We start from the raw sequence: 12307 nt of genomic DNA on the forward strand, positions 1-12307 counted from the left end.
TTGCCGGCCCACGGCCCACCGTGCGCCGGCAAACCGCCGGAAGTCCGTGCTCCAACGTTTCTACCTACGACGTGCTGGCGGGCTTGGGGAGGGCGTTGCCCACCGCGCCTGCACCGTGGTGCCAACGTTGCACGGCAACACATTGGCAACGAGCTGCCGTGGCAACGGTCTGATCTGCGCGGACATCAGATCCGCCGTGCGTCGGGCCCGTCGCAACGGCGGGTTTCGTTGCCTCTTTCCTTGATTACGTACTGCAACGGTCTCGTGACGCTTCATGCTGTGTGTCACCCACTTGGCGGCCCGCCGGGCGGGGGACACTTCCCATGCCTCCAAGCGCGGGACAGATGAACGGAGAATCGTGTGGACCGGCCACTACTGCCGCTGAGAACGGCCCTGGTCTTCCTGCTCGCAGTGCTCAGCGGTGTGACGACAGGGGTGCTGTCCTGGTTGGCGGGGGAGAGTATCGCGCGCAGCCTGCTCGCCGGCCTCGCCGCCACCGGGTTATCGATCCCCTTCTTCGACCGCTTGATCACCCGGGAGGGCGCCGATGACGCCTGCGAGAAGGCGCAAGGCCATGGGTGAATTGCGCCCTCTGGGGCAGGACCTGACGCAGGAATCACGGGCACTCGCCGAGGTCCTGCGGGAGCTGTTCGAAGGGCTGGAGGTGTCGGTACGCCGGTACGCGGCACGACGCCAGCGTGATCCCGGAACGTTCTCCCGCTACCTCAACGGGACCCGCTTACCACCCTGGCCGGTAATCATGGACATGCTTGCCGATCTCGCCGAGCATCGCGGCACCACCGTCACTCCCGAGACCATCGAGTTCGTACGCGAGCTCTACGGGTCGGCGTTCGACGCCAACTCCTCCCCGAAGCACGCGGTACAGATCATCGAGCAGCAGCTGGCCGACGCCGACCACGTCTCGCGCCGATCCAGCGTCCGCGGCGACGTCCTGGGCGACGCCCTGCTGGACCGCAAGCACCGCATCGCCGACCTGGAGGTACGGCTGAACCAAATGGAGGCGACACTCACCGCCGAACGTGAGCGCGCCGGCCAGCTGGCAGCCGCCCATCCCGACGTCTCGGAGCTGCTGGGGGAGCGTGACGTCCTGCGACAGGAGGTGACACGCCTGGGGAACGAACTCCAGGCGGCACAGGAGCAGCGGGCGGACGCTGAGGCGCGCTGCGATCTGCTGGAGCGCCAACTGGAAGCCGTCGAACGCCCAGCGGCTCTGCCGCACTCCCTACCGCAGCGCATGCCCAAGATCCTCGTCGTGGACGACCAACCCGACAACCTGCTCGCCATGACAGCCGTACTCGAGACGCTGGACCAGGAACTCGTCACCGTCTCTTCCGGCCGCGAAGCGCTCAAGGCTCTGCTCCACCACGACGACTTCGCCGTCATCATCCTGGACGTGCAGATGCCCGATATGGACGGCTACGAGACGGCAGCCCACATCAAGCGCCGCCCCCGCAACCGAGACGTGCCGATCATCTTCCTCACCGCGATGGGCGTTGACCCTGAGCACACCGCACGCGGGTATGCAGCCGGCGCGGTCGACTACATCAGCAAGCCCTTCGACCCCTGGGCTCTGCGCGCCAAGGTCGCCGTGTTCACAGAGATCCACCTCGAACGGCGGGTGGGCTAGGTGTATTGCCTTGAGAGGTTGGGGACGCGGCTGGCGGGTGGTTGGCCTTTCAGCGCGATCTGTCCGGGGTGGTGGAGCGTCCCGGCCGTAGAGCATGTTCGGGTGTCGAGGGCGAGGACGAGGGCGATCCGGTCCGCCGCCACCCCGCCCGGGCTGGTTCCTCTACGCTCCGGCGTGCACGTTGGTCGAAGCCGTTCGCGCACGGCTCGGCGCGGCCGAGCACCTGGCCTCCGTGCCCGGCACCACTGTCCTGGACTTGGACCTGGCCGTCGCACGGTAGAAAACCTGGGCCCGCAGCCCACAGCCAGTACGCCGCGCAGCCCACCGCGGACTGTCCCGACGGAGCCGTCATCGCCACCACAGCCCCGCACCGGTGGGCGGGGGAGCCGGTCTGCGTGCTGGACCTGAACCCCTGAGCCCTCCAGAACAACGTGAAACTCCCAGACCTTTTCGGCCCTCTGGATCGCTGGCCCAGCGCCGCCGTGCCGCGCTGGGCCACCTGCTGCTACGGCCTCGGCACCGGCGTGGCCAGCGTTATGGCCTACTGGTTCCAGGGCCGCATATGACTGTGGGGGCCGAAGCAAGCGTTGGCCTGATCGTTGCCGTTGTCTCAAGGTGTACCTCCTACGGTGATCTCCCCCCGGCTTTATCGGGGAATCCAACGGGGAAGTTGTCGAAGGGGGACCATGCAGCACGGCAAGACCACCACCGGTGCCATCGCCACGCTCGTCCTGTTAGGAAGCGCCGCCCACGCAGAAGCCATCAGCCCATCGGACAGCACCGCGCAGGCCGCCACCGGTCGGTACAAGATCCTCAAAAGCCTGAAGTACTCTGGCCCAGGCAACATGCCGCTGCGCCAGGGCTACTTCAAGCGCGTGGACGGCCGCGAGAGCGGCTTCGGCTGGACAAAGGTCAAGAAGAAGCACGCCATCACCAAGTACGGGGCCATCGAGTACATCACCAAGGGCCCCAACCGCCGGCACCAAGGCGGGACGTCGTACAAGCAGTGGGGCTACGCCGGCAAGTACAAGTGCACCAAAGGCACCTGCCGCCTCGTCAAGCAGTACAAGGTCATCGTCGCGGTGCAGGAGAGCATCAGGCACTCCGGCCGCGACCGCAAGCCCAAGGGCGTCATCACCGGCTACTGCGAGGGCGTCGTCCGCTGCCCCGCCTGGGTCTCCACAACGCTCAACAAGCAAAACCAGCGCACGGCCGCCCACGTCGCGCCTGCCGACGGTGAGACGCTGCGCTCCGGGTACAAGCCACTGACCAAGAGCTTCCGCACCGAAGCCACGATCACGGCCACCACGGTCGACACCTTCCAGCACAAGGCCGGCTACAAGCCGCTTCCCGCTACAGGCGCGGCCTCGCGCAGGGCTGAGGAGACCCGTTACGAGGCGGCCTACACTCCGCTTCGGTAACCGGGGCTGCGGAACCATGCACGCCGCCCTGGGCTGGGTAGGCTCAGGGCGGCGTCCCTCTCCCTTTGGAAAGCACAGCCGACATGAGCGATACCGAGCACTACGCCGCCTCCTACTCGCCCCTCACGCCCGCGGCCGACGCCACCGGCGGTGCTGACCAGAGTGAGGAGGGCGGTGGCGCCGAAGCCCGCTTCCTACTGCGTGTGGCCTCCCTCGCCTTCCGGCTCGGCCCCGAAGGCATCGAGCTGCGGCAGATCGACCTCACCAACCGCCGCTTCACCCTTAGCGCTCCTGACCAGCCAGAGGACCGCATTCCCTTCTATGCTGTCGGCCCCGTCCCCGACGACGACGGCGAACGCCAGAACTGGGACTACACACCGCTCGCGCCGTCGCCCCCCTGGACCCACCTGGTCTGGCTGGTCCAGCAACTCGCCACCCAGCTCGACTTCTTCTCCAGCCACGGCGCCCGCCTGACGGGGATCACCGCTCCCTCCCGCTCCTGGGCCGACGTCATCGTTGAACACGGCGGCACCCAGTGGCGGGCGCGAGTCCCACTGGAGGGACGTCACGAACCCATCGAATACCCCGGAATGACCCTTGCCGAGATGTTCGGCGAGGGCCGGCACCTCCGGCTTGCCGAAGGAGAGCTGATCCCCGACGCCCTCTGACGAGAGATGAGCGGCCGGAGTGCCCAAGGCACGGATGTGGCCTCTTCGAGGCATGCCGCCCTGCTGGCTGACCGCAGCACCCGTTCAGGCGCCATCCTCCGGCGTGGGGGGCCGGGGCAAGGCAGAAGGCTGCTGAGGCCGAGCAGCCGCCCACTCGCGTCCTGATGATCCAGGAGAGAGCCGCTGCCGCAGAGCCTGTTCCGGACCCGGCGCCGCCGCCCGCTGAGCGGCAGGGGCTAGAGCGCTAGTGGAATTGTCATACCCGGGCGGTAGCTTGCCGCTATGGCTGACATCTTTGAGCTCTCACTCGTCCTGAACCTGCGGGACAGTCTGTTGGACGAAGAGGTCGCAGAGCTTCGGTGGCATCTCGGGCTGGGCGGCAAACCGGAGACTCTCCGTATTGTGATGGCGTTTCCGATCGTGGTGGAGGACGGCTACGGCGAGTTCGTCACAGAGGACCATCCTGTGCCTCTGCTGGGCCGACATGGCGAGGCCGGGAAGGTGGACGGCGCACTCGTCTCGGTGCTGCTGCGCACTGAGAGCGGGGCATGGGCCCTGACTGCTCGGCAGGAGATCCACCCCGATGAATTCGACCGCACTGGGGAGCTGCTCAGCTGGCTGGCTACTAGAGCCGATGACCGGCACCGTTCGTCGACCGGTGTGGTCCGCCTGGGCTGGATCAGGTTCTGCGAGTCGGAGCGGTTCGAGCCCTTGGCGGTTCGAGACGGTGAGGTCGTGTGGCCGTAGAGTCCCCGCTTCACCTCCTCCGATGGACAGCGGACTGAGAAATGATCACTGCGGACTTCGTGACCCGGAGCAGTGCATTTCGTCGGCAGCCCGGTATGGGCGCTGTGGCAGGTCAGATGGTCCAGTCGCGGAGCTGGCGGGCGATGCGGGCTACGCCCAGTGTCCCGGCGGCGGCGTCGCGTACCAGGGCGACGGCTGCCTTGGGCGGGTATTCGAGGCGGTGGCCGTTCAGGGCGAGGTAGGCCTCGGTGGAGTGCCAGGCGAAGGCCTCGCCCGAGTGCTCGAGGCAGGGGAGTTTCGCCAGGGTCTGGAGCAGGGCGGCGGCTTTGAGGTGGAGGGAGCCGTAGATGTCGCGTTCCATGGCGCTGGCGTTGACCCGGGCCACGGCCCCGTACAGCGGTCCGAGGTCGTCGACCTGCGGGTCGCCGTCGAGGAGCTCGGCGGCGTGCAGCAGGAAGGTGATGTCGAGCGGGTGCAGCGGTTCGGGCTGACTCACGCGGCCTGGCCCCGCTTCTGCTGCTCAAGCTCGGCGCGGGCCTGCTGCTCGGCGGCCCGCTGCTCCTGGGAGGGGTCGGTGCTGCTGGGTTCGGCGGCGAACGCGGCGCCGCTGCGCGCCATCGACTCCTTAAAGCCGTCCAGGAACCGCTGCTCGACGGCGGTTGCGCGGGCGTAGGCGGCGGAGAGGATGTACTCCTGCAGGCTCACCCCCTCCTGCTTCGCGGCGGCCGCGATCGCGGCCCGCTGCTCCGGGTCGGGGAAGCGCAGGTTCATGGCTTTGGGTTCCGTCATGGCACCAACGGTACCAGCGGTACCGTGAACAGGGGAGGCCTCTGCCGGTGGCGACGTTCGCCGGCCGCACGCTACCGGGAGGAATCTTGTCCGGGATGGTGAATGAGGTCGTGCGGCTGCAGGAACAGCAGGATCAGTTGTTGCGTGCGGACCGGGTGTCAGGCCATCCAGGTAGGCGTCGCGGTCGGCGTCGGCCAGATAGTCGGCCGACAGTAAACACCTCCGAATAGATCAACCGCCCGGTCGGACGCCTGTACGTCGTGGACATCGTCTGGCTCGGATAGCCGCCCGTGGTAACGCCCCGCCCCGGCATTTGAGCTGCCGGGGGCAGGGTCTCTCAGTGCCGCAGCCCCGGGAGCTGGGTTGCGGCAGGGGGTGCGCCTGCTGTTGAGCGGTCCGGCGGGACGATCCCCATGTCCATGCAGGTCACCGCGCTGCGTTGGTGTGGTCGGGGCGCTGACATCCCCGTTGTGGCCGCTTTCGCCCATGACCCTTGGCTGAAGTGAAGGACAAGGGAGGGGCGGGACGTGCGGCGCGCGGCGCGGCCGGGGATCCGGGCACCGCTCAACCGGTTGCGCGTCGGCCGGGCCTCCGCGCCCTCCTGCCTGCCGCGCGCCGCTCACCTGCGCAATCCGGCCAGCAGATCGTTTTACTGCCAATCACATGCAACTAGGGCGCGTCGGCGCGAGGGTGGGGCTACACAAGAGGACTGGGGGGCGGGCGTCCGCCGCCCCTCCTGAAGGCGGTCATGCTCTGGTGGGGGGTCTGGCGGTTGCTGACGATCAATGTGGCGGTGCTGCTCGCGGTCATCGTCTTCTTCCGGCTGCGCCGTCGTACGGAGGCCCGGAGCCGGCTTGACGAGAAGTTTACCGTGGTCATCGTCCTCGCCCTGGGTGTCCTCATCGCCCCGACACCGGTGGGGCAGTGGATCCTGGACTTCTTGGGCCAGCTCGCCAGCGGCATCACACAGTCCAGCCGATGAGCTCCCCCGCGCGCAAGACGCGTAAGAGGCGGCCGACCACGGCCAGGCGTGCGCCGGCGCGGCGGCGTATCCGCAGGCCGGGCAAGCGGCAGCAGCGTGCGAACGACCGGCTGATCGGGAGCGTTGTGGCTGCGGCCCTGGCCGTCACCATGGTGGTGACGATCGTCAACTGGCTGCTCGCCCACTGGTGGATCCTGATCACCCTCGGCGCACTCGCGGCTGCGGCCGGCGGCAGCTGGCTCTACCAGCAGCAGCAGAGAGCCCGGTGGGAAGCGGTCCGCGCGCAAGGTCTTCGCTACGAGCTCTCGCAGCTGGACGCCCTGCACTACTCGGGGTTCGAGGAGGCGGTGCGGGACCTGATGCGCCGCGACGGCTGCCCGAACGCGGTCCGCGTCGGGGGCGGCGGGGACCTGGGTGCGGACGTGAAGGCCACCGACCCCTACGGGCGCCGCTGGGTCATCCAGTGCAAACACCGGCGCAACGGCGCCTCTGGTTCCCCGGTGGGCACACCGGACCTTCAGGTCCTCAACGGCACCGCCCGCCAGGTCCACGGCGCCGACGTCGCGGTGATCGTGACCAACGGCCGGGTGACCGCACCTGCTGTGGCCTTCGCCAAGCAGCAGCGCCTGCATGTGGTCGACCGCCATACCCTTGCCGTGTGGGCGTCCGGCTCACGCCCGGTGTGGGAGCTCCTGCGGCCTATCCCGCCGCCCCGCAAACCAACCGCCCATTCCTGACCGGGCCGCCGACCCCGTTGCGCAGGGCGCTCTCTGGCAGGTGACGTCGCAGGCAGAGCTCCGACCTGGCCGTACAATAGAACTTGTGTCCGATGAACCGTCGCGGGTGGCTTCACGCAGAGGACCAGCGCCAGGCTGAGCTCGCTGTCCGCCGGCCTCCGCCACCGCCTCCGGACTGGGTGATCCAGCTCGGTATCGGCGAAGGGCGCCCGCCAATGGCCGTGCACGTCGGCGGATGCGGCCTCGGAGGCGGACGCACACGGGCGATCGACCGCACGCAGGCACTGCGCGCGCTCGCGGACGGCATCACCCCGTGCCCGGTGTGCAAGCCCGACCGTGACCTCGGCTACCTCGGCTGAGTCAGGCGGAGCGCGGCCTGCGGCCCCCAGTCTTCTTCGCCGGGCTCTTGGGGCTCTTGGTCGTCTTCTTGGCGGCTGGCTTCTTCGCCGTGCGTTGGGGCATGTCGTGGACGGTCGCGTCCTCGCCCCCGCTCTTGCCGCGCGATTCGCGGGCGGACTCCACGGACTGGCGCAGCGCCGCCATGAGATCGACGACCGGCGCTGCGGCTGGCTGCTCCGCTCCGGTCGGCTGGGTGCCCTTGGCCTTCTCGGCGAGCAGGTTCTGCAGGGCCTCGCGGTAGCGGTCGTGGAATCCGGTGATGTCGTCGGTGGCCATGGCTTCCATGAGATCGATGGCGGCGTCGACCTCCGAGTCGTCCACCTCGATCTCGGTGGGTTTGAAGGGGGCGGGGGAGCGGATCTCGTCGGGCCAGCGCATGGAGTGCAGCACGATTGCGTCACCTTTGATGCGCAGCAGGCCCAGGCGCTCGCGGTTGTGCCACGCGAACTTGGCTACCGCCACCTTCCCGGAGCGCTCCAGCGCCTGGCGCAGGAGGGTGTAGGGCTTGGCGGCCACCTGCCCGTCGGCCGCCAGGTAATAGCTGTCGGCGATGCGCAGCGGGTCGATGCTCTCGGCCGGCACGAACGCGACCACGTCGATCGCCTTCGCCGTGGGCAGCGGCATCTGGTCGAGGTCCTCATCAGTGACCTCGACGATCGTGTCCTTCGCGACCTCGTAGCCCCGGCCGATCTCGCTCTGGTCCAGCACCTTGCCGTCCAGCTCACACACCTTCTGGTACCGGATCCGCCCCATGTCGGCCTGGTGGTACTGATGGAAGCTGATGTTGTGGTTCTCGGTGGCCGGCAGGACCTTGATCGGAATCGTGACCAGGCCAAATGAGATGGCGCCGCTCCAGACGGGGCGTGGCATGACGACCTCCAGCAGGATGAGGAATCTAGCCTAAAACGGACACGTACATGAGGCTCAGCAGCGGTTGCGCGGGGATGCCGTTCAGGTGAGTCGGCGCGTGGCGGCCCCGGCGAGCCGCCGGATCAATGGCAAAGTCCGGATCGGCACAGCGAAAGGGCCCCCGGCGTGGCCGTCACGATCCGGCCGGGGGCTTTCGCCCGCCCAGCCGTTGGCCCGCGAGAGGATGCAGGTCAGCGTTGCTCGACGGTTCCGTGATCGTGTGTCGACCCGCACCGGCTGTTCCGACGACGAGCTGGGCCCTGGGGAGCCGGTCGGCGACACGTAGGGGCCCAGGACCTTGAGGGGCGGGTCCAGGCCGGGCTGTCGAAATGCAGGATGCCTGCCACCACGGCCCGGGCCGGGAAGACCGCCGCCCTGGTGTGAGCGAGGTTCAGGTGCTCGCTGTTCGGGGTCGTGGGTACAGCCTGACCGCGTCCGGGGGGAACTGCTCGAGGCCGATAACGTTGCTCGCGTCACCGATGGAGATCTGAATCCCCTCGATTTCACTCAAGGGAGTGATGTCGATGGTGTCGGATTGTGTCCCACGGCAGCTGATGAAGAACCGCTCAAGGCCGGGGAAGAGATCCGGGACCAGATTGAGCTGGGCGTCTGAGATCGGCAGGAGTCGGAGGTAGGTGATATTACGCATGGGGGCGGCTTGATTGAGGTCATAATCGGATATGCAGAGTTCTGTCAGATGCGGGAGTGTGGAAACTTCTTCCCATTCTTCGCTGCTGGGGGCGGTGTTGCTTACCAGCACTTCCAGTTGCTGCCATCTTGAGATCCCGGCTAGGCGGGTGCCAATCGAACCCCCCAAGGACAGTGCGGTGAGGTCCCCAGGTGCTGGCAGGCCCGTCAGGTTCGCCCAGGGCAGGCGGGTGTAGAGGGAAAGGGCGGTGAGCCCGGGCAGGGCGTCCAGTGCGTCGAAGGAGAATTCATTCGCCAAAAGTATGAGGCGCAAGCCGGTGAGTCGGAGGCCCGCAAGCTCTTCAATGTGTGTGAGTTGGGTGCATTCGGCGAGGGCGAGTTCCTTTAGGCGGTGGAATTTGCGAACGAACTTTAGATCTGTGAGCAGTTGGCCGGAGTATATTTCCAGTCTTTCGGTGTCTTCGGGTGAGAGGTGTTCCGTTATCTCGTCTGCGGTGAATGTCTGACGAAAGGCGATGTTGGTGATGGGTTGCAGGAGGCGCAGGGCGTTTCGCTGATCATGGTTGTGCACCTCAATCTTCTGAGGTAGGCGATTTCGGCGGGGCAGGATAATGTCGCGGGCGTATTGGTGGGCGTCGAAATGCTGCCAGCCGTTGAGCAGCTCAAACGGTGCTGAGTCAGGTGGCAGGGCCTGTACGAAGCGGTGGAGGAAGGCGTAGGCGTGGTCGCCGCCGATGGTGGCGGCCGTGTCGACGATGGGCCCCACCTCATCGCCCTCCAGGCCTTGGGGCCCCGGCAACAGGTCCAGGATGCCCGGCCCGAGCGCGGCAAGCACCCTCGCCTCCTCCTGGGAGCGGGGCGGCATCAGGACGCGGGCGCGCTGCTCGACCAGCCTGCGAGCATCGGGTTCGATTTCTGTGGCGTAGTACAGGCTGGCGGCCGCGAGGAGGTGGAGCCTGGGCCGGTGCTCGTTCTCGGCATCACCGCGCTTTATGAGGCGGCGTAGCAGATCAGCGCTTTCGGCCGGCCGGGCGTGGGCGACGGCCATACGTACGACGTCCTCCCACTGGTCGTCGTGGGCGTTGTTGACCAGCAGCGGGAAGTCGTGGGCTTCGATGGCGGCTTTGGCGCCGAGGTAGTCCTGGAAAGTGCGGTGTACGAAGTCGATGGTGTCCACGGTCGGCTGGCGCAGGAGTCCGCTGCGGCCGACCAGGTGGGTCAGGACCTGGTCGGCACTGCCCTGCTCGGCAACGGCCTGCATGGCGGGCAGTGCGTCGCCGATCAGGGCTCGCGCGGTGCTCCGGTCCATCTCGCTCTGGCGGTTACGGATGAGCCAGTAGGCCAGACGTTGCAGAAGCTGGATGCTCTGGTGCTCGGTGAGCTCAATGCCCTCTGGGACATCGATGCTGCGCTCGAGGTCACGGCGTACGAGCAGCATCGACAACGCTGCCTCGTAGAGCTCCATACGGCTGTGCGGCAGATGCCCGCGCCGGTCCCGGTGCAGTGCGCAGATCAGCGCACACATCAGGGGAGTGCTGGACAATTGTGACAGGTCACGCTGCGCACGAACGGTCACTTGGAGCACTGCCTCGAGGCCATGCAACTGTGAGCGTTCGGCCTCGCTGGTCGTACTGTGCCGTGCGGCGGCATGCCATCGGCGAACGAAGACTCCCGTGTCCCCAGCGCTCATGGGTCGCACCGACAGTTCGGTGAAACGCGACGAGGCCAACCAGCCTTCCGGCGCAGCGGACGGCCGTGTCGTGACCACGAAATGCGCGTCACTGTAAGCCGCCAGGAGCCGCTCGAGCCAGCCCCGTGTGGCACTGCGCTGCTCTTGGGGCACTTCGTCGATGCCGTCGACGAGGACGAGCGCCTCACCCTTGGCGAGCACGCCATCGGCCCAGCCCTCAGGCTGTGAGGCGGCCAGCGGCGTCCCGACCGCAGACAAGAAATCATGCGGCTCGGGAAGGGGCCCACGCCTCACCAGCGTCCGCAACGGCAGGACGAACGGAATCTGCCCCCGCCAGTCCGCCAGTTCATCCGGCAGCTCATCGCGCGCCGCCGCGACGGCCAGCCACTGCAGCAGCGTCGTCTTCCCACTGCCGGCGAGCCCCCGCAAAAGCACCCGCCGGCAGGCAGCCAGCGCATGCTCGGCACGCTTCAGCACGACGGACGGCCGGACCGCCTCCTCGCTGTGCGCAGGCCAGCCCTCCGACCGCTCCGCCAGTTCCAAACTCAAGTACGCCGCGTCCATCGGCCAACGCGCGCGCTCCGGCCGGCTCAGGTCCAGCCCCACGACGGTCAGCTGAGAATGCCGCTCCGCCACGTAGCGGAGGTAGCGCTCCTGGAACGAAGGCTGAACCGCCGGCCGCCGTAGCCGGCGAGCCGTGCTGATTCGGTAGTCCTCACGCCTCTGCGGTAAGACCTCGGCGGCATGACGTAGCGCCAGCAACGGCTCCACATCCGTACCCAGCACCCTCGCCAGGCTCACCAGCGTGGCCTCGGAGGGCACCTTCTGCCCGTTCAGCGCCTGGCTGACCGTAGTCCGCCCCAGCCCCGTCCGCTGCTGCAACCCACCCATCTGCAGACCCCGCTGGGCCCTGAGCGTGCGTAACCGCAGTGCGAGCTCCGCCAACGGGTCCTCGTGCACCTCCCCCATGTCCTGCTTCTCCGTCTCTCGCGTGACCGTCTTCATTCATCTTTGTTCGGCCTGAACCCCGGTGAACACCAGAACCGCGAAATTCGTCGAAGTCGTCGTCAATCACTTCGGGAGAAGGCATGAACACCTCACCCAGCCACCTGATGCTCCTGGTCCTGTCCTTGGCAGTCGTCGCGCTCTTCTGCACGCTCGTGGGAGCGGCCGCCGGATTCCTTGCACGCCTCGACGGAGCCACCTATGCCACCGCCATGCTGCGCGGCGCCGTGGCCTTCGGGGCCAGTGGCACCCTGTCCCTGGCGCTGCTGACGTTCGTCATCACGGCGCTGTGAGCCGACCGACGCTTCGCCGCACCCCTGACGCGTGGCGTCTGCAGTCCACGGCGTCGGGCGAACCCGACCACGGCTCAGGCTCGGCGCCGCTGCGGGCCGCAGGGCTCACTCCCAGTCGAAGCAGACGTACGGCACCGGGTCTGAATTCTTCTCTTCTCAACGACCCCTCTCAGAGAAGTAGTCGCCGCGCCGCAGACCCCTTGACCAGCGCCGTGACCTGCGACTCCGCCACCCCCGCCACGGACGTTGAGGCGCCTTGTGAAGCGCCCTCTAAGGCCAATACCGCTGATTTAAGCGGGTTTCCGGCGTCTGCTGGTTGGTTTGGTGGGTGGCACCAGTGTGACGGTGGGGACCGGTGGTGGGGGTGGGTT

Annotated in this window: 13 protein-coding genes and 1 pseudogene; 10 read left to right on the plus strand and 4 right to left on the minus strand. The window is 67.5% G+C overall.

Translation table 11 applies throughout. From position 1 onward, the window contains the following. Window positions 1-360: 360 nt before the first annotated feature. From ACWGH0_RS33660 to ACWGH0_RS33685, 6 genes and pseudogenes are all read left to right on the plus strand, one after another. Complete coding sequence (locus ACWGH0_RS33660; RefSeq protein WP_453408071.1) at window positions 361-582, plus strand: hypothetical protein; 222 nt, start codon at window positions 361-363, stop codon at window positions 580-582. Continuing rightward, window positions 575-1648, plus strand: a complete 1074-nt coding sequence (locus ACWGH0_RS33665) for a response regulator (RefSeq protein ID WP_453408072.1) — start codon at window positions 575-577, stop codon at window positions 1646-1648. The genes ACWGH0_RS33660 and ACWGH0_RS33665 overlap by 8 nt, the downstream gene beginning before the upstream one ends. Before the next feature lie 151 nt (window positions 1649-1799). After that, window positions 1800-2064: pseudogene (locus ACWGH0_RS33670) on the plus strand (hypothetical protein); the annotation flags it as partial. A gap of 270 nt (window positions 2065-2334) precedes the next feature. Beyond that, window positions 2335-3069 (plus strand): hypothetical protein, encoded by a 735-nt coding sequence (locus ACWGH0_RS33675; protein WP_453408073.1) that lies wholly within the window; start codon window positions 2335-2337, stop codon window positions 3067-3069. A gap of 83 nt (window positions 3070-3152) precedes the next feature. Next, window positions 3153-3737, plus strand: a complete 585-nt coding sequence (locus ACWGH0_RS33680; RefSeq protein WP_453408074.1) for a hypothetical protein — start codon at window positions 3153-3155, stop codon at window positions 3735-3737. 282 nt (window positions 3738-4019) lie between these two features. Next, on the plus strand, window positions 4020-4484 hold the full coding sequence (locus ACWGH0_RS33685) for a hypothetical protein (RefSeq protein ID WP_453408075.1): 465 nt from the start codon (window positions 4020-4022) through the stop codon (window positions 4482-4484). A gap of 112 nt (window positions 4485-4596) precedes the next feature. Here the strand turns inward: ACWGH0_RS33685 and ACWGH0_RS33690 are convergent, their stop codons facing one another. Together ACWGH0_RS33690 and ACWGH0_RS33695 are read right to left on the minus strand one after the other, a co-directional pair. After that, window positions 4597-4980: a fic family toxin-antitoxin system, toxin component gene (locus ACWGH0_RS33690; RefSeq protein WP_453408076.1), complete on the minus strand. Its 384-nt coding sequence runs from the start codon at window positions 4978-4980 to the stop codon at window positions 4597-4599. Further along, entirely contained in the window at window positions 4977-5273 is a 297-nt protein-coding gene (locus ACWGH0_RS33695; RefSeq protein WP_453408077.1) for a type II toxin -antitoxin system TacA 1-like antitoxin, read from the minus strand. The genes ACWGH0_RS33690 and ACWGH0_RS33695 overlap by 4 nt, the downstream gene beginning before the upstream one ends. A gap of 772 nt (window positions 5274-6045) precedes the next feature. Between ACWGH0_RS33695 and ACWGH0_RS33700 the strand changes: the two genes are divergently transcribed. The 3 genes from ACWGH0_RS33700 (at window position 6046) to ACWGH0_RS33710 (ending at window position 7351) form a co-directional block, all read left to right on the plus strand. Further along, complete coding sequence (locus ACWGH0_RS33700) at window positions 6046-6255, plus strand: hypothetical protein (protein ID WP_453408082.1); 210 nt, start codon at window positions 6046-6048, stop codon at window positions 6253-6255. Continuing rightward, entirely contained in the window at window positions 6252-6992 is a 741-nt protein-coding gene (locus tag ACWGH0_RS33705; RefSeq protein WP_453408078.1) for a restriction endonuclease, read from the plus strand. Before ACWGH0_RS33700 ends, ACWGH0_RS33705 begins: the two co-directional genes overlap by 4 nt. Before the next feature lie 92 nt (window positions 6993-7084). Next, the gene (locus ACWGH0_RS33710; RefSeq protein ID WP_453408079.1) at window positions 7085-7351 is read left to right on the plus strand and encodes a DUF6233 domain-containing protein; all 267 of its coding nucleotides are present in this window, start codon (window positions 7085-7087) and stop codon (window positions 7349-7351) included. Window position 7352: 1 nt separating this feature from the next. Here the strand turns inward: ACWGH0_RS33710 and ku are convergent, their stop codons facing one another. After that, complete coding sequence (ku, locus tag ACWGH0_RS33715) at window positions 7353-8261, minus strand: non-homologous end joining protein Ku (RefSeq protein WP_453408080.1); 909 nt, start codon at window positions 8259-8261, stop codon at window positions 7353-7355. 430 nt (window positions 8262-8691) lie between these two features. After that, window positions 8692-11643, minus strand: coding sequence for an NACHT domain-containing protein (locus ACWGH0_RS33720; protein WP_453408081.1), 2952 nt, complete (start codon window positions 11641-11643; stop codon window positions 8692-8694). Between the two features lie 83 nt (window positions 11644-11726). Here ACWGH0_RS33720 and ACWGH0_RS33725 point away from each other — a divergent pair, with 83 nt between their 5' ends. After that, on the plus strand, window positions 11727-11936 hold the full coding sequence (locus ACWGH0_RS33725) for a hypothetical protein (RefSeq protein WP_069936295.1): 210 nt from the start codon (window positions 11727-11729) through the stop codon (window positions 11934-11936). Window positions 11937-12307: the final 371 nt, after the last annotated feature.

The organism is Streptomyces sp. NPDC054887, from assembly GCF_053610585.1.